The sequence below is a fragment of the Streptomyces sindenensis genome (assembly GCF_014649035.1).
GTDB lineage: Bacteria > Actinomycetota > Actinomycetes > Streptomycetales > Streptomycetaceae > Streptomyces > Streptomyces sindenensis.
Genome location: NZ_BMSG01000023.1, coordinates 87,070 through 108,137 on the forward strand (window position 1 = coordinate 87,070; position 21,068 = coordinate 108,137).

The 21,068-nt window shown below is 71.3% G+C and carries 21 protein-coding genes; 11 read left to right on the forward strand and 10 right to left on the reverse strand.

The window, feature by feature from the left end:
- Nucleotides 1-81: 81 nt before the first annotated feature.
- Nucleotides 82-1,071 carry a GTP 3',8-cyclase MoaA gene (gene moaA / locus IE145_RS23345; RefSeq protein WP_229825755.1) on the forward strand — a complete coding sequence of 330 codons (990 nt, stop codon included), beginning with the start codon at nucleotides 82-84 and terminating at the stop codon, nucleotides 1,069-1,071.
- 54 nt (nucleotides 1,072-1,125) lie between these two features.
- Here moaA and IE145_RS23350 read toward each other — a convergent pair whose 3' ends face one another.
- Together IE145_RS23350 and IE145_RS23355 are read right to left on the reverse strand one after the other, a co-directional pair.
- Nucleotides 1,126-1,389 (reverse strand): hypothetical protein, encoded by a 264-nt coding sequence (locus IE145_RS23350; protein ID WP_189527396.1) that lies wholly within the window; start codon nucleotides 1,387-1,389, stop codon nucleotides 1,126-1,128.
- Nucleotides 1,390-1,631: 242 nt separating this feature from the next.
- The gene (locus IE145_RS23355) at nucleotides 1,632-2,009 is read right to left on the reverse strand and encodes a DUF3099 domain-containing protein (RefSeq protein WP_189527397.1); all 378 of its coding nucleotides are present in this window, start codon (nucleotides 2,007-2,009) and stop codon (nucleotides 1,632-1,634) included.
- A gap of 201 nt (nucleotides 2,010-2,210) precedes the next feature.
- Between IE145_RS23355 and IE145_RS23360 the strand changes: the two genes are divergently transcribed.
- Nucleotides 2,211-2,489: a GlsB/YeaQ/YmgE family stress response membrane protein gene (locus tag IE145_RS23360; RefSeq protein ID WP_006123578.1), complete on the forward strand. Its 279-nt coding sequence runs from the start codon at nucleotides 2,211-2,213 to the stop codon at nucleotides 2,487-2,489.
- Between the two features lie 262 nt (nucleotides 2,490-2,751).
- Nucleotides 2,752-3,117 carry a cupin domain-containing protein gene (locus IE145_RS23365; RefSeq protein ID WP_069739686.1) on the forward strand — a complete coding sequence of 122 codons (366 nt, stop codon included), beginning with the start codon at nucleotides 2,752-2,754 and terminating at the stop codon, nucleotides 3,115-3,117.
- 125 nt (nucleotides 3,118-3,242) lie between these two features.
- Here IE145_RS23365 and tyrS read toward each other — a convergent pair whose 3' ends face one another.
- The 3 genes from tyrS to IE145_RS23380 form a co-directional block, all read right to left on the reverse strand.
- Entirely contained in the window at nucleotides 3,243-4,514 is a 1,272-nt protein-coding gene (gene tyrS, locus IE145_RS23370; RefSeq protein ID WP_189527398.1) for a tyrosine--tRNA ligase, read from the reverse strand.
- Between the two features lie 74 nt (nucleotides 4,515-4,588).
- On the reverse strand, nucleotides 4,589-5,983 hold the full coding sequence (locus tag IE145_RS23375) for a metallopeptidase TldD-related protein (protein WP_189527399.1): 1,395 nt from the start codon (nucleotides 5,981-5,983) through the stop codon (nucleotides 4,589-4,591).
- An 82-nt stretch (nucleotides 5,984-6,065) separates the two neighbouring features.
- The gene (locus IE145_RS23380; RefSeq protein WP_189527400.1) at nucleotides 6,066-7,589 is read right to left on the reverse strand and encodes a TldD/PmbA family protein; all 1,524 of its coding nucleotides are present in this window, start codon (nucleotides 7,587-7,589) and stop codon (nucleotides 6,066-6,068) included.
- 238 nt (nucleotides 7,590-7,827) lie between these two features.
- Here IE145_RS23380 and fabG point away from each other — a divergent pair, with 238 nt between their 5' ends.
- The 3 genes from fabG (at nucleotide 7,828) to IE145_RS23395 (ending at nucleotide 9,860) form a co-directional block, all read left to right on the forward strand.
- The gene (gene fabG / locus IE145_RS23385) at nucleotides 7,828-8,547 is read left to right on the forward strand and encodes a 3-oxoacyl-[acyl-carrier-protein] reductase (protein ID WP_065480378.1); all 720 of its coding nucleotides are present in this window, start codon (nucleotides 7,828-7,830) and stop codon (nucleotides 8,545-8,547) included.
- Nucleotides 8,548-8,552: 5 nt separating this feature from the next.
- Nucleotides 8,553-9,320, forward strand: a complete 768-nt coding sequence (fabI, locus tag IE145_RS23390) for an enoyl-ACP reductase FabI (RefSeq protein WP_189527401.1) — start codon at nucleotides 8,553-8,555, stop codon at nucleotides 9,318-9,320.
- A 168-nt stretch (nucleotides 9,321-9,488) separates the two neighbouring features.
- A complete protein-coding gene (locus IE145_RS23395) occupies nucleotides 9,489-9,860 on the forward strand; it encodes a hypothetical protein (RefSeq protein WP_189527402.1) in 372 nt (123 codons plus the stop codon).
- 13 nt (nucleotides 9,861-9,873) lie between these two features.
- Here IE145_RS23395 and IE145_RS23400 read toward each other — a convergent pair whose 3' ends face one another.
- Nucleotides 9,874-10,548, reverse strand: coding sequence for a FadR/GntR family transcriptional regulator (locus IE145_RS23400; protein ID WP_189527403.1), 675 nt, complete (start codon nucleotides 10,546-10,548; stop codon nucleotides 9,874-9,876).
- Nucleotides 10,549-10,849: 301 nt separating this feature from the next.
- Between IE145_RS23400 and IE145_RS23405 the strand changes: the two genes are divergently transcribed.
- From IE145_RS23405 to IE145_RS23415, 4 genes are all read left to right on the forward strand, one after another.
- Nucleotides 10,850-12,148, forward strand: coding sequence for a CynX/NimT family MFS transporter (locus tag IE145_RS23405; protein WP_189527404.1), 1,299 nt, complete (start codon nucleotides 10,850-10,852; stop codon nucleotides 12,146-12,148).
- Nucleotides 12,149-12,165: 17 nt separating this feature from the next.
- On the forward strand, nucleotides 12,166-12,282 hold the full coding sequence (locus IE145_RS33780; protein WP_006123569.1) for an SGM_5486 family transporter-associated protein: 117 nt from the start codon (nucleotides 12,166-12,168) through the stop codon (nucleotides 12,280-12,282).
- A 160-nt stretch (nucleotides 12,283-12,442) separates the two neighbouring features.
- Nucleotides 12,443-12,649 (forward strand): hypothetical protein, encoded by a 207-nt coding sequence (locus IE145_RS23410; protein WP_189527405.1) that lies wholly within the window; start codon nucleotides 12,443-12,445, stop codon nucleotides 12,647-12,649.
- 92 nt (nucleotides 12,650-12,741) lie between these two features.
- The gene (locus tag IE145_RS23415; RefSeq protein ID WP_189527406.1) at nucleotides 12,742-13,260 is read left to right on the forward strand and encodes a SixA phosphatase family protein; all 519 of its coding nucleotides are present in this window, start codon (nucleotides 12,742-12,744) and stop codon (nucleotides 13,258-13,260) included.
- A 138-nt stretch (nucleotides 13,261-13,398) separates the two neighbouring features.
- Here IE145_RS23415 and serB read toward each other — a convergent pair whose 3' ends face one another.
- Nucleotides 13,399-14,703, reverse strand: coding sequence for a phosphoserine phosphatase SerB (gene serB / locus IE145_RS23420; RefSeq protein WP_189527407.1), 1,305 nt, complete (start codon nucleotides 14,701-14,703; stop codon nucleotides 13,399-13,401).
- A 384-nt stretch (nucleotides 14,704-15,087) separates the two neighbouring features.
- On the opposite strand from serB, the gene IE145_RS23425 reads away from it, so the two are divergent.
- Nucleotides 15,088-17,703: an ABC transporter ATP-binding protein/permease gene (locus IE145_RS23425; protein WP_189527408.1), complete on the forward strand. Its 2,616-nt coding sequence runs from the start codon at nucleotides 15,088-15,090 to the stop codon at nucleotides 17,701-17,703.
- A 77-nt stretch (nucleotides 17,704-17,780) separates the two neighbouring features.
- Here the strand turns inward: IE145_RS23425 and IE145_RS23430 are convergent, their stop codons facing one another.
- The 3 genes from IE145_RS23430 to IE145_RS23440 form a co-directional block, all read right to left on the reverse strand.
- Nucleotides 17,781-18,557 (reverse strand): transglycosylase SLT domain-containing protein, encoded by a 777-nt coding sequence (locus IE145_RS23430; protein WP_189527409.1) that lies wholly within the window; start codon nucleotides 18,555-18,557, stop codon nucleotides 17,781-17,783.
- 272 nt (nucleotides 18,558-18,829) lie between these two features.
- Nucleotides 18,830-20,164, reverse strand: coding sequence for an S-adenosylmethionine:tRNA ribosyltransferase-isomerase (locus tag IE145_RS23435; protein WP_229825756.1), 1,335 nt, complete (start codon nucleotides 20,162-20,164; stop codon nucleotides 18,830-18,832).
- On the reverse strand, nucleotides 20,161-20,886 hold the full coding sequence (locus tag IE145_RS23440; RefSeq protein ID WP_189527410.1) for an SDR family NAD(P)-dependent oxidoreductase: 726 nt from the start codon (nucleotides 20,884-20,886) through the stop codon (nucleotides 20,161-20,163). Before IE145_RS23440 ends, IE145_RS23435 begins: the two co-directional genes overlap by 4 nt.
- Nucleotides 20,887-21,068: the final 182 nt, after the last annotated feature.

Genomic DNA, 21,068 nt, shown 5'->3' on the forward strand with positions numbered 1-21,068 from the left:
GCCGTTGTCACATGTCTCACGTAGGCTCGGAAGTACCTGAAGCGAAGAGAAGCGATCGCACCACCGGGGGAGGGGCCCACCGTGCTCATCGACACCTACGACCGGGTCGCCACCGACCTGCGCGTGTCACTCACCGACAAGTGCAATCTCCGCTGCACCTACTGCATGCCGGAAGAGGGCCTCCAGTGGCTCGGCAAGAGCGAGCTGCTCTCCGACGACGAGATCGTGCGCCTGATCCGGATCGCCGTCACCCGGCTCGGCATCACCGAGGTCCGCTTCACCGGCGGCGAGCCCCTGCTCCGCCCCGGCCTCGTCTCCATCGTCGAGCAGTGCGCCGCGCTCACCCCCCGCCCCCGCATGTCCCTCACGACCAACGGCATCGGGCTCAAGCGGACCGCCACCGCCCTCAAGGCCGCGGGCCTCGACCGGGTCAATGTCTCGCTGGACACCCTGCGGCCCGACGTCTTCAAGACCCTCACCCGCCGGGACCGCCACCAGGACGTGCTGGACGGCCTGGAGGCCGCCCAGGAGGCCGGGCTCACCCCGGTGAAGGTCAACTCCGTCCTGATGCCGGGGCTCAACGAGGACGAGGCCCCCGAGCTGCTCGCCTGGGCCGTGGCCCACGACTACGAGCTCCGCTTCATCGAGCAGATGCCGCTCGACGCCCAGCACGGCTGGAAGCGCGACGGCATGATCACCGCCGGTGACATCCTCGCCTCGCTGCGCACCCGCTTCACCCTCACCCCCGAGAGCGACGCGTCCCGCGGCTCCGCCCCCGCCGAGCGCTGGACCGTCGACGGCGGCCCGCACCGAGTCGGCGTGATCGCCTCCGTCACCCGCCCGTTCTGCCGCGCCTGCGACCGCACCCGGCTCACCGCCGACGGCCAGGTCCGCACCTGCCTCTTCGCCCGCGAGGAGACGGATCTGCGCGGGGCGCTGCGCGGGGACGCGCCGGACGAGGAGATCGCCCAGCTCTGGCGGACGGCCATGTGGGGCAAGAAGGCGGGCTCCGGACTGGACGACCCCTCGTTCCTGCAGCCCGACCGCCCGATGTCGGCGATCGGCGGCTGAGACCGGAGCCGACGGTCCGGCCCGCCGCCGCTCGGACGTTCCGCGGGCCGACGCTCAGGCGTCCCGCGATCCCTCGCCCCCGGGGCCGGGCTCCCAGTCCTTCAGCGCCACGACGTCCTTGAGGAAACCCCGTACGCCGAGGAACGACGACAGGTGCTCCCGATGCTCGTCACAGGCCAGCCAGGTCTTGCGCCGCTCGGGCGTGTGCAGCTTCGGGTTGTTCCAGGCGAGCACCCACACGGCGGCGGCCCGGCAGCCCTTGGCGGAACAGAGCGGGGCACCGGTGGGACTCTCGGCGGACGTCTCGGGAAAAATCACAGCTCCCAGCCTAAATCAGGTACGCGCGGGCCAAGTCAGCTGGATCGCAAGGCTCCTGACGCGCACCCCGGCCGGAGAAAAGGCGACGCCGAGCAGCCACGGGGGGAGCTGCCCGGCGTCGGTCCGTCGCTCCGACGGGGGATGCGGAGCGCCTTCGAAGTATGTCACGGGGACCGGGGTGCGGTGCACCGGAACGTCATGATTGATCTGAGCTTTTCCTGAGCTTCGCGCAACGTGTGTGCTCAGCCGGCCTCATGCGGCGGCGGAACCCGACCGGACGCCCCCCGCGCGTCGCCCGGCTCCGCCGAACCGGTCACCGGAGCGGCCTCCAGAGCCGGCCGCACCGGCATCGGCACGAACGTCGTCGGCAGCGAAGTCGCGTTCTCCCGGCCCGCGTTGGCGATGACCACCGCCACGTACGGCAGCAGCACGCCCAGCACGAGCGCCACGATCGCCACATGCCGCTCCACGTTCCACAGCACCGCGGCCAGCACCACCGACACCGTGCGCACCGACATCGAGATCACATAGCGCCGCTGCCGCCCGCGGACGTCCTCCGTCAGCCCCTGGCGGGCGCCCGTGATCCGGATGACCTCCGAATCCGCGTTCTTCCGCAGCATGCTCCACCACCAGATGTCGTCGCCGGACGTTCACGGACCGGGCCGCATCCACGGTACGCCCGGTGTCCGCCGGGCGGGCGGCCGGGGCCCGCCCGGCGGGTGGGACCCGGGTCCCCCGGACGGCCCAACCTGGCATGCGGGCGCCCGGACGGCGGGCCAAGACTGGACGGACGCGCACTCCGCGCCGCACGAGGAGGCGAAATGAGCTGGTTGTGGGCGATCATCGTGGGATTGGTGCTCGGTGTCATCGCCAGAGCGATCCTGCCGGGCAAGCAGGACATCCCGCTCTGGCTGACGGCCGTGTTCGGCATCCTCGGCAGCATTCTCGGCAACGCCGTGGCGGGCTGGATCGGGGTGGAGGACACCAAGGGCATCGACTGGATCCGCCATGTGCTCCAGCTGGCGGGCGCCGTGGCGGTCGTCGCCGTCGGCGACATGGCCTGGCAGAAGATCCGGGGCGGCCGCAGTCAGAGAACCTGACCCGGTCACCGCACGACCGATACACCGCGGCCGGACACGCGAGGAAAGCGTGTCCGGCCGCGGCACTGCGTTGTGGGCGGTCGAGGCGGCGACAGGACGACGGAGCCGATCCGTGCCCGCCTGGAACCGTGCCCCGCTCCGTCACCGCTGTCCCGGCCTCCGGATGACGGGGCGTACAGGCTCGCGGTGCGCAGCTCCCGGGCCCAGACTGGAGGGGAGGAAGTTCTCGCTGTTCCCTTCGACAGATGAGCGAGGAGGAACCATGACAGCGACGACGCGGAAGGACACTCCTGTCGTCATCGAGGGCGACGGAGTGGAGCTGCGTGTTCAGGACGTCGGTGGAGGCATGTCCGTCGCCTTTGTGAAGTTTCCCGAGGGCACCGACATGGGTCCGGCTCTCCAGGGGCTGGCCGACGACCTCTGCCCGTGCCCGCACTGGGGCCATCTCTTCAAGGGCCGGCTGAAGATGCGGACCCCCCACGGCGACGACGTCTACGAAGCGGGTGAGACGTTCTACTGGCCGCCCGGACACGCCCCGGTGGCGCTGGAGGACTGCGAGTACCTGGACTTCTCGCCGACCAAGGACTTCAACGAGGTCATCGAGCACATCAAGGCGCAGAAAGGATGACGGACATCCCGTGAGGGCCGGGCGCCCCACGCGCCGGAAACCGTACCGCACGACGGCCGGGCCGGACCCGCCGCGGCCGGACACGTGAGAAGACGTGTCCGGCCGCGGCGCCGTCACCCGCGAGGTCAGCCCGCCGGGCTGACCTCCACGGCCGCCAGGTTCTTCTTGCCGCGGCGCAGCACCAGCCAGCGCCCGTGCAGCAGCTCCCCGGAGTCCGGCGCGGCCTCGCCGTCGACGACCTTCACGTTGTTCACGTAGGCGCCGCCCTCCTTGACCGTACGGCGGGCCCCCGACTTGCTGGGGGCGAGACCGACCTCCACCAGGAGGTCCACCAGCGGACCCAGCTCGGCGACGGTGGCGTGGGGCACCTCGGACAGGGCCGCGCTCAGCGTCGCCTCGTCCAGCTCGGCCAGCTCGCCCTGCCCGAACAGCGCCTTCGACGCCGCGATCACGGCCGCGCACTGCGCACCGCCGTGCACCAGCGTCGTCAGCTCCTCGGCCAGCGCCCGCTGTGCGTTGCGGGCCTGCGGCCGCTCCTCGGTCAGCTTCTCCAGCTCCTCCAGCTCCTCACGGCTCTTGAAGCTGAGGATGCGCAGGTAGCGCGAGACGTCCCGGTCGTCCACGTTCAGCCAGAACTGGTAGAACGCGTACGGCGTCGTCATCTCCGGGTCGAGCCAGACGGCGCCGCTCTCGGACTTGCCGAACTTCGTCCCGTCCGCCTTCGTCATCAGCGGCGTCGCCAGCGCGTGCACGACCGCCCCCGGCTCCAGCCGGTGGATTAGGTCGATGCCCGCGGTGAGGTTGCCCCACTGGTCGCTGCCGCCCTGCTGGAGGGTGCAGCCGTGCCGGCGGTACAGCTCCAGGAAGTCCATGCCCTGGAGCAGCTGGTAGCTGAACTCGGTGTAGCTGATGCCCTCCTGCGACTCCAGCCGGCGGGCGACGGAGTCCTTGGTGAGCATCTTGTTGACCCGGAAGTGCTTGCCGATGTCCCGCAGGAACTCGATCGCGGACATGCCCGCGGTCCAGTCCAGGTTGTTGACCATCGTCGCCGCGTTCGGACCCTCGAAGGTGAGGAAGGGCTCGATCTGCCCCCGCAGCCGCTGCACCCAGGCGGCGATGGTCTCCGGGTCGTTCAGCGTCCGCTCGGCGGTGGGCCGCGGGTCACCGATCTGCCCCGTGGCCCCGCCGACCAGCGCCAGCGGCTTCAGCCCGGCCTGCTGGAGCCGGCGCATGGTGAGCACCTGCACCAGGTGCCCCACGTGCAGGCTGGCCGCGGTCGGGTCGAAGCCGCAATAGAAGGTGACGGGACCGTCCGCGAGAGCCTTGCGCAATGCGTCCTCGTCAGTGGACTGGGCGAACAGCCCGCGCCACTTCAGCTCGTCGACGATGTCCGTCACGGTTCCGGTGCTCCTTATGCCTGGTAGAGATGTACGGGTCAGTCTAGGCGGGTCGTACGCCCGGGCTGACCGAGTCATACGCCCGGACTGACCGAGCTCATGTTGAAGTCCGGGATGCGCAGCGCCGGCATCGCGGCCCGGGTGAACCAGTCGCCCCACTCGCGCGGCAGCGTCTTCTCCGTACGGCCCGCCTCCGAGGCCCGCGACAGCAGGTCCACCGGCGACTCGTTGAACCGGAAGTTGTTCACCTCGCCGACCACCTCGCCGTCCTCGACCAGATAGACGCCGTCCCGGGTCAGCCCGGTCAGCAGCAGCGTCGCCGGGTCCACCTCGCGGATGTACCAGAGGCAGGTCAGCAGCAGCGCCCGCCCGGTCGTCGCGGCGACCATCTCCTCCAACGACTTCTCGCCGCCGCCCTCCAGGAGCAGGTTGTCGATGCCCGGGGCGACCGGGAGGCCGGTCAGACCCGCCGCGTGCCGGGTCGTCGTCAGCCGCTCCAGCCTTCCGTCCCGGATCCAGTCCGTCGGGGCCAGCGGCAGCCCGTTGTCGAAGACGGAACCGCTGTCGCCGGAGGAGTGGGCGATCACGAACGGTGCCGCCTCCAGACCCGGGGCGTGCGGGTCGCTGCGCAGGGTGAGCGGGAGCGGGGTGAGCGTCTCGCCCAGCCGGGTCCCGCCGCCCGGGGTCGAGAACACCGTCCGGCCCTCCACCGCGTCCCGCGCGGTCGACGACCAGAGCTGGTAGATCAGCAGGTCCGCCACCGCGGTCGGCGGCAGCAGCGTCTCGTACCGCCCGGCGGGCAGCTCGATGCGCCGCTGTGCCCAGCGCAGCCGTTGCGCCAGCTCCGCGTCCATCGCCGCCGGGTCGACGTCCTTGAAGTCCCGGGTCGCCCGGCCCGCCCACGCGGAGCGCGTCCGGTCCGGCGACTTCGCGTTCAGCTCCAGCGTCCCGTTCGGCTGGTCGTGGCGCAGCCGCAGCCCGCTCGACGTCCCCACGTAGGTGGAGGTCAGCTCGTGGTTGGCGAAGCCGTACAGCTCACGGCCGCCCGAGCGGGCCCGGGCGAAGGCGTCGCCGAGCGCCGGGGCGAAGTCCGCGAAGACCTCCGAGCCGGTCTCGGCGGGCGCGTCCGTGAAGCCGGGCGACGCGGGCACCCCGCTCACCAGCGGCTGCGCGTCCTCCGCCGGACCCGCGCCCCGGGCGGCGGCCTCGGCGGCGCGGACGACCGGCTCCAGGTCGTCGGTGGTCACGGCGGACCGGGAGACCACACCGGAGGCGGTGCCCTCGGCCCCGTCCACGGTCGCGATGACGGTCAGGGTCCGCCCCCGGGTCACCCCGTTCGTGGTGAGCGCGTTGCCCGCCCAGCGCAGATTGGCGGAGGAGTGCTCGTCGGCGATGACCACCAGACCGTCCGTGGTGGACAGCTCCAGAGCCCGCTCGACGATCTCGTACGGCTTGCTGACGCGGCTCATCGCCCGGCCTCCTGCGTCGTGTTGAGACTGTGCTTGCCCGGGGGACGACCCCCGGACCCCCAGCCGGTTCCGTGGTCGCCGTTCATCGCCCGGCCTCCTGCGTCGTGTTGAGGATGTTGACGCCCCGGAAGAGGGCGGACGGGCAGCCGTGCGAGACGGCCGCGACCTGGCTCGGCTGGGCCTTGCCGCAGTTGAACGCGCCGCCGAGGACGTACGTCTGGGGGCCGCCGACCTTCTCCATCGAGCCCCAGAAGTCCGTGGTCGTCGCCTGGTACGCCACATCCCGCAGCTGCCCGGCGAGCTTCCCGTTCTCGATGCGGAAGAACCGCTGTCCCGTGAACTGGAAGTTGTAGCGCTGCATGTCGATGGACCACGAACGGTCGCCGACCACGTAGATCCCGCGCTCGACCCCGCCGATCAGGTCCTCCGTGGACAGCCCGCCCGGATCCGGACGCAACGACACGTTCGCCATGCGCTGGACGGGCACATGGCCCGGCGAGTCCGCGTACGCGCACCCGTTGGACCGGCCGAGCCCGGTGAGCTTCGCGATCCGGCGGTCCAGCTGGTAGCCGACGAGCGTGCCGTCCTTCACCAGGTCCCACGACTGCGCCTCGACGCCCTCGTCGTCGTACCCGATCGTCGCGAGCCCGTGCTCGGCCGTGCGGTCGCCGGTCACGTTCATCACGGAGGAGCCGTACGCCAGCTTGCCGAGCTGGTCGAAGGTGGCGAACGAGGTCCCGGCGTACGCCGCCTCGTACCCCAGCGCCCGGTCCAGCTCGGTGGCGTGGCCGATCGACTCGTGGATCGTCAGCCACAGGTTCGACGGGTCGACGACCAGGTCGTACGCCCCCGCCTCGACGCTCGGCGCCCGCATCTTCTCCGCCAGCAGCCCGGGGATCTGCTCCAGTTCGGCGTCCCAGTCCCAGCCCGTGCCGGTCAGATACTCCCAGCCCCGGCCCACCGGCGGCGCGATGGTGCGCATCGAGTCGAACTCGCCGGTCGTGCCGTCCACCGCGACGGCGGTGAACTGCGGGTGGATCCGCACCCGTTGCTGCGTGGTGACCGTGCCCGCCGTGTCCGCGTAGAACTTGTTCTCGTGCACGGTCATCAAGGACGCGTCCACGTGCGCGACACCCTCCGCGCCCAGCAGCCGCCCGCTCCACTCGGCGAGCAGCGCCGCCTTCTCCTCGTCCGGTACGGAGAAGGGGTCGACGTCGTACGCCGAGACCCAGGTCCGCTCACCGTGCGACGGTTCGTCCGCCAGCTCCACCAGCTCGTCCGAGCCGGCCGCCGCGATCACCTTCGCCGACAGCTTGGCCATCGCGACGGCCTGCGAGGCCACCTTCGCGGCCGCGTCCATCGTCAGATCGACCCCGGACGCGAACCCCCAGGCCCCGCCGTGCACCACGCGCACCGCGTACCCCAGGTCCGTGCTGTCCGACGCCCCGGCCGGCCGCGCGTCCCGCAGCCGCCAGGTGGCGCTGCGCACCCGCTCCAGCCGGAAGTCGGCGTGTGTCGCGCCGAGGGCCCGCGCTCGGGCGAGCGCCGCGTCGGCCAGCGCGCGCGACGGCAGGGCCAGGAATGACTGATCTACCTCGTGGGGCACAGGGAGTTCCCTTCTCGATACACCACGGCAGTGAACCACGCCGGAGGGTGACCGTACCGGGGGATATCACGGACGCGTGGGCCGACCACGCATCGCCCCGGACTGTAGGAACCCCACAGCACCCCGGACAAGCCACTGTCAGGGCCCGATTCCTCGATCGGCCCACGGTACCGATAGGTTTTCGACGTACCCGACCGCCCGGGACCACGCACCAGACCGCCAAGGAAAGGGTGATCCGTTGAGCCGCTCGGTTCTCGTCACCGGAGGAAACCGGGGCATCGGCCTCGCCATCGCCCGCGCCTTCGCCGACAACGGCGACCAGGTAGCGATCACCTACCGCTCCGGAGAGCCCCCTCAGGCCCTCACCGAAGCCGGGGTTCTCGCGGTCCGCTGCGACATCACCGACGCCGAGCAGGTGGAGCAGGCCTACAAGGAGATCGAGGAGAAGCACGGCCCCGTGGAGGTGCTCGTCGCCAACGCGGGCATCACCAAGGACCAGTTGCTGATGCGGATGTCGGAGGAGGACTTCACCTCCGTCCTCGACACCAACCTCACCGGCACCTTCCGGGTCGTCAAGCGCGCCAACCGCGGCATGCTGCGCGCCAAGAAGGGCCGGGTCGTCCTGATCTCCTCCGTCGTCGGCCTCCTCGGGTCGGCCGGTCAGGCCAACTACGCCGCCTCCAAGGCCGGGCTGGTCGGCTTCGCCCGGTCGCTGGCCCGCGAGCTCGGTTCGCGGAACATCACCTTCAACGTCGTCGCGCCCGGTTTTGTCGACACCGACATGACCCAGGTGCTCACCGAGGAGCAGCGCAAGGGCATCGTGGCCCAGGTGCCGCTCGGCCGCTACGCGCGGCCCGAGGAGATCGCCGCCGCCGTGCGCTTCCTCGCCTCCGACGACGCGTCGTACATCACTGGAGCCGTCATTCCCGTTGACGGCGGATTGGGCATGGGTCACTGATCACCATGAGCGGAATTCTCGACGGCAAGCGCATCCTCATCACCGGGGTGCTGATGGAGTCGTCCATCGCGTTCCACGCCGCGAAGGTGGCCCAGGAGCAGGGCGCCGAGGTCATCCTCACCGCCTTCCCGCGCCCCACCCTGACCGAGCGCATCGCCAAGAAGCTGCCGAAGCCGGCCAAGGTCATCGAGCTGGACGTGACCAACCAGGAGCACCTGGACCGGCTGGCGGGCCTGGTCCGCGAGGAGCTCGGTTCGCTCGACGGCGTCGTCCACTCCATCGGCTTCGCGCCCCAGGACGCGCTCGGCGGCAACTTCCTCAACACGCCCTTCGAGTCCGTCTCCACCGCGATGCACGTCTCGGCGTTCTCGCTGAAGTCGCTGGCCATGGCCTGCAAGCCGCTGATGAGCGAGGGCGGCTCGATCGTCGGCCTCACCTTCGACGCCCAGTACGCCTGGCCGCAGTACGACTGGATGGGCCCGGCCAAGGCCGCACTGGAGGCCACTTCCCGCTACCTCGCCCGTGACCTGGGCAAGGACGGGCTGCGCTGCAACCTGATCTCCGCCGGACCGATCCGCTCGATGGCCGCCAAGTCCATCCCGGGCTTCGAGGAGCTGGCCGACGTCTGGAACACCCGCGCCCCCCTGGCCTGGGACATGAACGACCCGGAGCCGGCCGGCCGCAGCATCGTCGCCCTGCTCTCCGACTTCTTCCCGCGCACCACGGGCGAGATCATCCACGTCGACAGCGGCGTGCACATGATCGGCGCCTGACCGCGTACCGCCTCAGCTGAACGGCCCCCGGCCGCGTCACCCCGTTGTGGAGGGTGGCGCGACCGGGGGCCGTCGCCGTGCGTGGTCGCTCCGGTCGAAAAGTCGGCCGATCCACCGCAGAATGAGGAGGAACCGGACTTCTGGTCAGGCTGCGGGAGGGAGATCGCTGTGCGCCCCACGCGCCGACGAACCCGTCTCCTCCTGGCCGTACCGGTGGCCGTGGCCGCCCTCGCCGTACCGCTCGGGGTCCACGCCGCCAGGGGAGCCGACTCCGGTACGCAAACGGCGCCCCCGAAGCCCGAACCGGCCGGATCGGAGTGCCGTACGACCGTCGAGGGCTCCCGGGTCCTGGCCTACTGCCACAACCCCTACCCCTCCGTCGATCTGGTCCGGCTGCACACCGAGTGCGACCGGTGGTGGGACGTCGACGCGGACGGTGAGGTGGTCGCGGTGGAACCCGGCCGGACCGTACGGCTGGAGGACCGCTGCTGGAAAGAGGTCGTCACCGCCTGGGTGAGCCACCGGCCCGCCCCGCTGTGAGCGGGCCCGAGGGCTACACCCGGTCCGTGAAGCAGCGCAGCGCGTGGCTCGCCGCCTCGGCCGCGGCCGTCTCCGCGTCCCGGGCCCGGATCGCCTCGACCAGCCTGCCGTGGTCCATATGGTTCTCCGGCCGCAGCTCGGGGCCCACGTCGCCGCGCAGATAGTCGCGCAGCAGATCCCCGAGATCGGCGTAGAGCCCGGTCAGGACATCGTTGTGCGAGGCGGCGACCACCGCCAGGTGGAGCGTCGCGTCCGCCGCCACGAACGCCTCCGCGTCACCCGACTCCCAGGCCCCCTCCCGGCGCGCCATCAACGCGTCCAGCTGCCGCAGATCCCGGTCCGTGCGCCGGACCGCCGCCAGCCGGGCCGCCGAGGACTCCAGGGTCGAGCGCAGCTCCGCGACATGCCGGGGGTCGGCCGCCGCGAACCTGCGGTGCATCACCCCGGCCAGCTCGCTCGTGGCGATCACATACGTGCCGGAGCCCTGCCGGATGTCCAGGAGCCCGTTGTGCGCGAGCGCCCGCACGGCCTCGCGGACGGTGTTACGGGCCACGCCCAGCTGTTCGACCAGCTCGGGCTCGGTCGGAATCCGCGAGCCGACCGGCCACTCGCCCGAGGTGATCTGGTTCCGCAACTGGGCGATCACCTGGTCGGAGAGTGCCGAACGCCGAGGAGACGTCAGCGCCATGGTGCTCCTTGCTCGTGAGCGGTGAGGTCCGGGCCGGATTCTCTCCCGCATTCTCTCAACGTACGCGGGGGCTCCGGGCTAGGTCCTGTCCTCAGACTGCCGTCTGCCGCGCGACGCCCGGCACGCACGCTCGCGGCGTTGCCCAAATGCCCTGGTAGCTCCGCTACAAGACCATTCAGGCGCCTTGCGATCGCACGCACCGGACGCCGCGCGGCCGCCCTCCGGGCGACGACGGCAGTTTGACGACAGGACCTAGGGCCGGAGTGGACAATCAATCATCCCATGATTCTATGATGGCTCCATGCCGGACGACGAGACGCAGACCCCGACCCTGAACCGCGACACCCCCGCGCGCACGTCCCCCGCCCCCCGGGCCCGGTCGCTTCCCGGGGCAGCCGAGGGGCCCTCCCCGTGGCTGCTGCGCCTCATCGCCGTGGGGCTCGTCCTGGCCGCGCTCAACCTCCGCCCCGCCATCACCAGCCTCGGCGCCCTCCTCGAAGAGGTCCGTGAAGGGCTGCACATGAGCGGCAGCGTGGCCGGCGTCCTGACCTCCGTACCGCCGCTCTGCTTCGCCGTCTTCGGCGTCATGGCACCGCGCCTCGCCCGCCGCTTCGGCGCGGGCGCCGTCGTCTGCGCGGGCATGGCAGCGATCGCCCTGGGCCTGGCCGTCCGCCCCTACATCGGCTCCACCGCCGGGTTCCTGGCCGCCAGCGCCCTGGCCCTCATGGGCATCGCCGTCAGCAACATCCTGATGCCGGTGATCGTCAAGCGCTGGTTCCCCGACCGCGTCGGCACCATGACCGGCCTCTACTCCATGGCCCTGGCCCTCGGCACCGCCCTGGCCGCCGCCCTCACCGTCCCCGTCACCGGGGCGCTGGGCGGCGACTGGCAGACGGGCCTGGTCGTCTGGGCCGTGCTCGCCGCCGTCGCGGTGCTGCCCTGGATCGTCCTCGTACGCGACCGCACCCCGGCCCCCGGCCGGCCGGAGCCGGCCGCCGCGAACGCCACCGAGGCGCCGGCCCTGAAGATCACCCGCAGCCGGACCGCCTGGGGCCTCGCCTGCTTCTTCGGGCTCCAGGCCACCGCCGCGTACATCACCATGGGATGGATGCCGCAGATCTTCCGCGACGCCGGGGTCTCCGCCGGCACCGCCGGACTCCTGCTCGCGGTCACCATGGCGATGGGCGTCCCGCTGGCCTTCGTCATCCCCCGGGTCGCCTCCCGGCTCAAGAACCAGGGCCCCATCGTCGTCGTCCTCGGCCTGTGCGGCCTGATCGGCTACAGCGGCCTCTACCTCGCGCCCGCCGCCGGAGCCTGGGCCTGGGCCCTGCTCCTCGGGATCGCCAACTGCGCCTTTCCGCTCGCCCTCACCATGATCGGCATGCGGGCGCGGTCCGGCGCGGGTGTGGTCCGGCTCTCCGCCTTCGCCCAGTCCACCGGCTATCTGCTCTCGATCCCCGGCCCGCTGCTCGTCGGCGTGCTCTACCAGCACAGCGGCGGCTGGGGGCTGCCGATCGCCCTGATGGCGGGCCTCATGCTTCCCCAGATGGTGGCCGGCATCCTCGCCGGCCGGGACCGGACGATCGAGGACGAGTGCTGAGATGCGACACTGACCTCATGCCAGTGCTCGATCCGAATCCCCAGAACGGCCAGAAGAAGCTTCTCCTCGTGTTCGGCGCGATGCTTCTCGTCACCGTCGTCATCGGTGTCATCGCCACGATCGCCTCGCCCTGAAGCCTGACGCCCTGACGCCTCGGGCCCCGGGGGTGGGGCTAGCCCCACCTTCCCCTAGGGGGCCAGGGTCAGGGTCGAGTGGGTGGGTCACCGGATGGGACCGGCCGTGCCCGTTCCGTAGGTTCTTCGGTAACGACCCGCTGACTTGACGGAGGCGCACATGCCGGCACCGACGCACACCAGGTCCCACCGACCGGCCGCCGACAGTGTCGAGATCCGGCTGCCGTGGTGGGCGGTCGCCCTGCCCGCCGTCGTGTTCGCCGCGCTGCTGCTGATGATCCTCAGCCCCGGACAGGCCCAGGCCGCCACCGCCGCCCCCGCTTTCGGACAACTGATCGAGCTCACCTTCCAGCTGCTGTTCCGCTGAGCCGAAGCCGCCCCGGACCAGCGCGTCAACCGTCCGGATGAGCCCGTCAACACCCTGCGCCCGAGGGCGCGTTTCATGCGAAGCTGAGATGTATGAGCGTCGAGACACCTCGCAGGATCGTCCTTCTCCGGCACGCCAAGGCGGAATGGTCACAGGCTTCCGATCACGAGCGCCCGCTGGCCGAGCGCGGCCGAAAGGACGCGCCCGTGGCCGGCCGCAGGCTCGCCGATTCCGGCATCGACTTCGATCTGGCCCTCTGCTCCAGTGCCGCCAGGACACGGGAGACCTGGAAGCTGGCGGTCCATGAATTCTCCCAGCGCCCCCGGACCGTCTATGAGGAGAGGCTGTACGAGGCCTCCCTCGGCGAACTGATCGCCCTGTTCAACGAGACCCCCGACGACGTGCGCAACCTCCTGGTCATCGGCCACAACCCGGGGATGCACGGCGCCGCCGACGCCCTCTCCGGCTCGGCCGAGGGCGACACCCTGGCCCGGATGACCCGGGACGGTTTTCCCACCGCCGCCTACGCCGTGGTGGAGTTCCCCGGCTCCTGGAAGAGCCTGGAGCACGGGGCGGGCAGGCTCACGGAGTACTGGACCCCGAACGACTGATCACCCACGGGACCACTGGGCGCGCGCGGAGCGGCCGAGCGCACCCACGGGACCACTGAGCGCGCGGAGCGGCCGAGCGCACGGACAGGGCCCCGGCGCCATCGCGGTGCCGGGGCCCTGGCCTTCGTACGGACGGGCTCAGTCGACGAGGCCGTCCGCCGCTTCGACCTCTTCCCGGGTGATGCCGAGCAGATAGAGCACGGTGTCCAGGAACGGCACGTTCACCGCGGTGTGCGCCGCCTCGCGGACCAGCGGCTTGGCGTTGAACGCGACACCGAGCCCGGCCGTGTTCAGCATGTCGAGATCGTTCGCCCCGTCCCCGATCGCCACCGTCTGGGCCAGCGGTACCCCCGCCTGCTCGGCGAAGCTGCGCAGCAGCCGGGCCTTGCCCGCCCGGTCCACCACCTCACCGACGACCCGGCCGGTGAGCCTGCCGTCGACCACTTCCAGGGTGTTGGCCGAGGCGAAGTCCAGGCCGAGCCGCTCCTTGAGGTCGTCCGTGACCTGGGTGAAGCCGCCGGAGACGACGCCGACCTGGTAGCCGAGCCGCTTCAGCGTGCGGATCAGCGTGCGGGCGCCGGGCGTGAGCCGTACCTCGGTGCGGACCTTGTCCACCACCGAGGCGTCCAGACCGGCCAGCAGTGCGACCCGGGCGTGCAGCGACTGCTCGAAGTCCAGCTCGCCGCGCATCGCCTGCTCGGTCACCTCGGCGACCTTGTCCTCGCAGCCCGCGTGGGCCGCGAAGAGCTCGATCACCTCGTCCTGGATCAGTGTGGAGTCGACATCCATGACCACCAGCCGCTGGGCCCGCCGGCTCAGCCCGGCCGAGACCACCGCGACGTCCACGCCGATCTCCGCGGCCTCGGTCGCCAGCGCTGTCCGCAGCTCCGCGGTCCCGGTCCCCGACACCGCGAACTCGACGGCGGTCACCGGGTACTTCGCCAGCCGGAAGACACGGTCGATGTTCCCGCCGGTCGAGGTGATGGTGGCCGCTATGGCGGCGGTCGACTCGGCGGTGAGCGGGTGCCCCAGCACCGTCACATGGGAACGGCCGTCACCGCGGGGCCGGTTGTCGCCGATGCCGGAGATGATCTCGGCCTGCAGCTTCAGGGAATCGGCCCAGCTGTGCACGGTCGCCCGCAGATCGCCCTCGGTGGTCCCGCCCGCCGTGGGCGCGGTGACCAGGGCGCACAGCACGATGCGGCCACGGGTGACGACCTGCTCGATGTCCACGACGTCGACCGCGTACGCGGCGAGGGTGTCGAAGAGCCCGGCGGTGATGCCGGGACGGTCCTTGCCGAAGATCTTGACCAGCAGCGTGGGTGCGTCGCTGCCCGGAGGGGGCCCGTCGCCGCTTCCGTCGGCCCGACGGGGCCCGCGGGGCTCAAGGGACTCACCGGGCTCAGAAGAGGAGGGGTGCTGAGGTGGCTGAGATGCGCTCATGGTGCTCCCACCGTATCGGTCCCGCCCTCTCCTCCGGCCGCCCGTCCCGAGTGCCGGACGGAGTCCCACCGGTACCGCCGACGGCGCGTCCGGATCCGGGCGGTACAAGATCTGGCCGGTACAGGTCTTGCGCTCGGCCGGACCAGGTGTCTCGTATCAACCGTTATCACGTCGCTGAGAACCCTTTGGGAGGTTGCAGAGCCTTCAGTGTGATCTGACCATGTCCGCTCCTGTTTCACCCCCCGGTACGGGGGTGCTCGCGCAGGTCTCCCCGCGCTCTTCACCCGCCCGACTTTCGGATCGGGGACAGGTCCTGGAATAGTTCCCCACGATGTTCAGCATCCCTAGACTCCCTGCGACGGGGGGTATCACGGGGGACAACTAGTGGGGCGCGGAGTGCCGGAACTCGTACTGGAATTGAATGGCAGCACCTGGACGCTCGATCCGTCCAGGTCGTACACCCTTGGACGTGATCCGCAGGGCGACCTGGCGATCGACGACGCCAGAGTGTCGTGGCGGCACGCCACGATCAGCTGGAACGGCCGCAGTTGGTCCATCGAGGACCACGGCAGCACCAACGGCACCTATGTGCAGGGCCGACGGATCCAGCAGGTGGAGCTCGGCGCCGGTTCGGTGCTGCACCTGGGCAACGCCACCGACGGCCCCCGGGTGAGCCTCAGCGCCGGCGCGGGAGCCGGTGTGGCCGGCGGCCAGGCGGCCGCAGCGCAGCAGGCCCCGGCGCACCAGCCCCACCAGCAGCCCCAGGGCGGCGCCCCGGGCTGGCACGGACAGCAGGCACCCGCCCAGCACCAGGCCCCGGCGCACCACCAGCCCCCTGCCCAGCAGCAGGCCTGGCAGCAGCCTCAGGCGCCCCAGCAGCAGGTCCCGCACCAGCAGCCAGCGCACCAGAACGTGCCGCATCAGCAGAACCCCGGGCAGCAGGGCGGACCGGGACAGGGCGGCGCCGCGGGGGCGCCGCCGGTCTACGGCGACCGCAGCCCCACCACGTTCCACCAGCTGGCTCTCGGCCGGGTCATGCGCATCGGTCGTGCGCTGGAGAACGAACTGGTCGTCTCCGACCTCCAGGTCTCCCGCCACCACGCCGAGTTCCACGCGACGCCCGACGGCCGCTTCGAGATCCGCGACCTCGGCTCGCACAACGGCACCTACGTCAACGGGCAGCCGCTCCACAAGTCCGGCTCGGCCCTCATCGGCCCGAACGACATCGTGGGCGTCGGCCACTCGACGTTCCGGCTGGTCGGCGACCGGCTGGAAGAGTTCGTCGACACCGGTGAGGTCTCCTTCTCCGCCCGCCACCTCACGGTGACGGTCGACGGCGGCAAGCAGATCCTCAAGGACGTCTCCTTCGGCGTCCCCGAGAAGTCGCTGATCGCGGTCATCGGCCCGTCCGGTTCCGGGAAGTCCACCCTGCTCAAGGCGCTCACCGGCTACCGGCCCGCCAACCAGGGTGACGTCCTCTACGACAACCGGAACCTGTACAAGCAGTTCGCCGAGCTGCGCCAGCGCATCGGTCTGGTCCCGCAGGACGACATCCTGCACAAGGAGCTGTCCGTCGCCAAGGCCCTCAAGTACGCGGCCAAGCTCCGCTTCCCCGCGGACACCACCGAGGCCGAGCGCCAGGCCCGGATCACCGAGGTCCTCGCCGAGCTCAAGCTCGACATCCACAAGGACAAGAAGATCACCTCGCTCTCCGGCGGCCAGCGCAAGCGCGTCTCGGTCGCCCTGGAGCTGCTCACCAAGCCGTCGCTGATCTTCCTGGACGAGCCGACCTCCGGTCTCGACCCGGGCATGGACCGCGACGTCATGCAGCTGCTGCGCGGCCTCGCCGACGACGGCCGCACGGTGCTCGTGGTCACCCACTCGGTCGCCGAGCTGGCGATCTGCGACAAGCTCCTCGTGATGGCGCCGGGCGGTTCCGTCGCCTACTTCGGTCCGCCGGAGGAAGCGCTGAACTTCTTCGGCTACACCAGCTGGGCCGACGTCTTCTCCGCCTTCGAGAACTACCGCGACTACGACTGGGCGGGCCGCTGGCGCGGTTCGCAGCACTACCAGATGTACGCCGCCGACATCGACGCCGTCGCGGCCCAGCCGGTCAACATGCCGCCGCCCCAGCAGATGCGGCCCCCGAAGGCGCAGGGCTGGGGGACACAGCTGTGGACCCTGGTGCGCCGCTACACCTCCGTCATCGCGTCCGACAAGGCCTTCCTCGGCCTGATGGTGGCGCTGCCCGCGGTGATCGGTGTGCTGGCCGCGGTCATCCCGGCGGACTTCGGACTGGCCCCGCCCACCCCGCCGACCCGGTTCAACGGCAAGGCCGGGATGATCCTGCTGATCCTCGCGGTCGGCATCTGCCTGGCCGGTTCGGCCAGCTCCGTACGAGAACTGATCAAGGAACGCGTCATCTACGAACGGGAACGGGCCACCGGCCTGTCCCGCTCGGCCTATCTGACGTCCAAGGTGATCGTGCTCGGCGTGATCACGGCCTTCCAGAGCGTCATCCTCTGCGGCATCTGCTTCGCCGTCCGTGACCTGCCGGAGGAAGGGCTGTTCATGCCTCCGGCCGTCGAGATCTGCATCTCGATCGTGGTCCTCGGGTTCACCTCGATGATGTTCGGTCTGATGATCTCCGCGATGGTCAAGACCTCCGAGATGACCATGCCCCTGTTGGTCATGTTCGCGATCGTCCAGCTGGTGTTCACCGGTGTCCTCTTCCAGGTCTACGGGACGCCCGGCCTGGAGCAGCTGACCTGGCTGATGCCGTCCCGCTGGGGCGTGGCCGCAGCCGGTACGACGCTGGACCTGGCCAACCTGATGCCGCCGTGGGACCCGAAGAACCCGACCGACCTGGATCCGCTGTGGGAGGCCACGGCGACCCAGTGGGGGATCAACATCTTCGTGCTGCTGGTGATCGGCGCCGTCTGTGCCGTCGCGGTCGCGCGCCTGCTGCGCCGCCACGAGCCCGAGGTCATGCGCAAGTAGGCACCGGGACACGACACCGCGGCCGGCACCCCCGAGGGGGTGCCGGCCGCGGTGTTTGCACGGCTGGGCCGAGCGGATCAGTACGCGCTGTTGACGTTGTCCATGGAGCCGTAGCGGTCGGCCGCGTAGTTGCAGGCGGCGACGATGTTGGCGACCGGGTCGTACAGGTCCTTCTTGGTGCCCGCCACGTGGTAGCGGTCGAAGGTCGGCTGGATCACCTGGAGCAGACCCTTGGACGGGACGCCGTTGCGGGCGTTGATGTCCCAGTTGTTGATCGCCCAGCGGTTGCCGCTGGACTCACGGATGATGTTGCGGTGGATCCCCTCGTAGGAGCCGGGGATGCCTTCCTTCTTCATGATCGCCATGGCCTCGCGGATCCAGCCGTCCAGGTTGTTGGCGTAGACGGGCTTGCGCGCGGTGGAGCGGTTGGCCTTCTCGGACGCGCGCTTCTTCGCGTCCGCCTTGGCCTTGGCGGCCTTCTCGGCCTTGTCCTTGGCCTCGGCGGCGGCCTTGGCCTTCGCCTCGGACGCGGCCTTCGCCTTCGCGGCCTTGGCCTTGGTCTCGGCGGCGGCCTTCGCCTTGGCGGCGTCGGCGGCCTTCACCAGCTTCTCGGCGGTCGAGTGCTGCTCGATCATGCTGTTCTGCACGGTCTTGGCCTGGGCGGTTCCCGTGGCGTTGGTGAAGGCCACGGGCGCAGCGGCGGCTGCCGCCTGCGGGGCAATCTCGGCATCGGCGTTCGACGGGACGAGCGAGAAGGTCAGGGCGGCGACGCCCAGGGCCGACACACCGGCCACGGAGATCTTCTGGACCTTGTTCAGACGACGGAGACGACTGGGAATGCGAGTCGCAGACATGTAGGGCTACCTCTTCGAATGCTCAGGTGTCCTCACGGAGGACGAGACCGGAGGCGGTGATGCGCACCTCCGTCGGGGACGAGAGCAATTCTTAGCGGCAGCAAAATCCTGTGGCAAAGGTGTGACGTACGAAGCCGGGTAGTAGAGAAGGGTCCCGTTCGTCCGAAATGACCTCCATTTATGCCTGCTCAAAACGCCCTTATGGGCCCACTAGGTACGTTCGTAAGTGACGTGCATCCTATGCCTGGGCTCACATCGGCGAGGTAACAGTCTCACCACTCGTTGCTGGAGCAATTCGGAGCGTTACGTTCCTCATCCGGCAGGATGAGGTGGACGTCCCCGAACTCATGCCACAGGTACCGCTCCTGGAGCGCCGCCTCGTACCCGTGGCGCAGCGCCTCGCGCCCCGCCACCGCCTCCAGCATCAGCAGATGCGAGGCCCGCGGCTCGTGCAGCCCGGTCAGCAGCCCGGCCACCACCCGCACCCCCCGCCGCGGCGTCACCACGAGGTCCGTCCACCCCTCGGCGGGCCGCACCACCCCGTCCGCGCCCACCGCCGACTCCAGCGCCCGCACGGCCGTCGTCCCCACCGCGACCACCCTCCCGCTCCCCGCCGCCCGCACGGCGTTCACCAGCCACGCCGTCGCCGCCGGCACCGCGAACCGCTCCGGGTACGGCGGCTCGTGCGCCTCCGCCGAGGCCACCCCCGTATGCAGGGACAGCGGGGCGAACAGCACCCCCCGGCGCACCAGCTCCGCCACCAGCGAGGCCGTGAAGGGGCGCGCGGCGCTCGGCATCTCCGCCGAACCGCTCCCGTCCGGGGAGTCCACCGCGAACACCGTCCGGTACGCCGACAGCGGCTGATCCCGATCCGTGTACCCGTACCGAATGGGCCGCCCGTACCGGCGCAACAGCTCCGGCACCGGCTCCGGCACCCGCGCCCACCACAGCCGGGCCCCGGCCGCGGGCCCCAGCGGCTCCTCCAGCACCAGGGCCCGCCCGCCCGGCAGCCGCACCACCGCCCCCGCCGGACCACCGGGCCGCGGCCCGGTCACCCCCGCCCCCACGGGCGCCCGCAGCTCCACCGCCCACCGCCCGTCCGCACCCCGCGTCGAGAAGTGCACGACGACCCGCTCCCCGCCCACCCGCCCGTTCACCGCGGCGGGCAACGTCATGGACGTGTTCACCACCAGCACGTCCCCGGCCCGCAACTGCCCCGGCAGCTCCCGGAACGCATGGTGCGCGACCGCCCGCCCCCGGGACACGAGCAGCCGTACGTCATCACGCCCCGCCCCGCGCTGCTCGGCCGGCACCCGAGCCGACAACTCCTCCGGCACCCGCAGGGCCTCCAGCGCGGTGGCCTCCGCTGCGGTTCCGGCCCCGCCCGGCTGCGGCGAGGGCGCGTCCAGGGCGGGGAAGCCGACCGTGCCCTCCGCTGCGGTTCCGCCCCCGCCCGGCTGCGGCGAGGGCGCGCCCAGGGCCGGGGGACCGACCGTGGCCGCCGCAGGCTCTGCCCCGCCCGGGCCGGCCGGGGCAGACGGCTCCCCGCCCGTCCCCGGCACGGCAAGGGCCACGTCGCCGCCCTCGCACCGCCCCCGCGCGGTCATCGCGCACCCCCGTCCTGCCCCGCCGGCCTCTCCAGCAGGGCCGGAGCCGCGTACCGGCCCCCGGCGGGCCGCTCCCGCACCAGGCGCAGGAACGCGGGCGCCACGCTCTCCGGCGACGGCCGCGAATCGTCCGCGTCCTCCGGGACCGCCGCCGCGTACAGGTCCGTCGCCATGTCACCCGGGTCGACCGCCCACACCCGCAGCCCCGGCTCCTCCTCGCCCAGCACCGCCGCCAGCTGGTCCAGCGCCGCCTTCGACGCCCCGTAACCACCCCACGTCGGGTACGGCTCCGCCGCCGCGTCCGAGCTGATCACCACCACCGACCCCGCCTCCGAGGCCCGCAACAGCGGCAACGCCTCCTGCACGAGACCGAGCGCCGCCACCACATTCGTCTCCAGCGCCAGCCTGAGCCCCTCCAGCGGCAGCGCGTCCAGCCGGACCAGCGGCTCCGCCCCCAGCACGCTCGCGTTGCTCACCAGGAGATCGAGACCGCCCAGCTGACCGGCCGCCGCCACCAGATCCGCCCGGTGCGCCGCGTCCGTGACATCCCCCGGCACCGCCGCCACCCGCGTCCCGTACCGTCCGCGCAGCTCCCGCGCCGTCTCCTCCAGCACCCCGGCGGTCCGGGCGTCCAGCACCAGGTCCCAGCCCTCCCCGGCCAGCGCCCCCGCCAACGCCCGTCCCAGCCCCTTCGAACCACCTGTGATCATCGCGACCGGCATGGTGACCGTCCCCTTCGTACCCTCGGCGTCCGCCGGGAGACCCCGGCGACTTCACCGTAGGAAGGCCCCGCAGCACCGCGCCTCGCCCTGGAGGCGCACCCGTACCCGGCACTTCGGCGTAGGTCCCGGGCAGTCCTACGACCTCCGGCCGAGAGGCGGGCCCGCAGGGCCCAGGCCGCGGC

Bases quoted from the DNA above. Each gene is read 5' to 3' on its own strand.
- IE145_RS23355 (WP_189527397.1), bottom strand. From the start codon at position 2,009: ATGCTGCGGAAGAACGCGGATTCGGAGGTCATCCGGATCACGGGCGCC.
- IE145_RS23360 (WP_006123578.1), top strand. From the start codon at position 2,211: ATGAGCTGGTTGTGGGCGATCATCGTGGGATTGGTGCTCGGTGTCATC.
- IE145_RS23365 (WP_069739686.1), top strand. From the start codon at position 2,752: ATGACAGCGACGACGCGGAAGGACACTCCTGTCGTCATCGAGGGCGAC.
- IE145_RS23375 (WP_189527399.1), bottom strand. From the start codon at position 5,983: ATGAGCCGCGTCAGCAAGCCGTACGAGATCGTCGAGCGGGCTCTGGAG.
- fabI (WP_189527401.1), top strand. From the start codon at position 8,553: ATGAGCGGAATTCTCGACGGCAAGCGCATCCTCATCACCGGGGTGCTG.
- IE145_RS23400 (WP_189527403.1), bottom strand. From the start codon at position 10,548: ATGGCGCTGACGTCTCCTCGGCGTTCGGCACTCTCCGACCAGGTGATC.
- IE145_RS23405 (WP_189527404.1), top strand. From the start codon at position 10,850: ATGCCGGACGACGAGACGCAGACCCCGACCCTGAACCGCGACACCCCC.
- IE145_RS33780 (WP_006123569.1), top strand. From the start codon at position 12,166: ATGCCAGTGCTCGATCCGAATCCCCAGAACGGCCAGAAGAAGCTTCTC.
- IE145_RS23410 (WP_189527405.1), top strand. From the start codon at position 12,443: ATGCCGGCACCGACGCACACCAGGTCCCACCGACCGGCCGCCGACAGT.
- IE145_RS23415 (WP_189527406.1), top strand. From the start codon at position 12,742: ATGAGCGTCGAGACACCTCGCAGGATCGTCCTTCTCCGGCACGCCAAG.
- serB (WP_189527407.1), bottom strand. From the start codon at position 14,703: ATGAGCGCATCTCAGCCACCTCAGCACCCCTCCTCTTCTGAGCCCGGT.
- IE145_RS23430 (WP_189527409.1), bottom strand. From the start codon at position 18,557: ATGTCTGCGACTCGCATTCCCAGTCGTCTCCGTCGTCTGAACAAGGTC.
- IE145_RS23435 (WP_229825756.1), bottom strand. From the start codon at position 20,164: ATGACCGCGCGGGGGCGGTGCGAGGGCGGCGACGTGGCCCTTGCCGTG.
- IE145_RS23440 (WP_189527410.1), bottom strand. From the start codon at position 20,886: ATGCCGGTCGCGATGATCACAGGTGGTTCGAAGGGGCTGGGACGGGCG.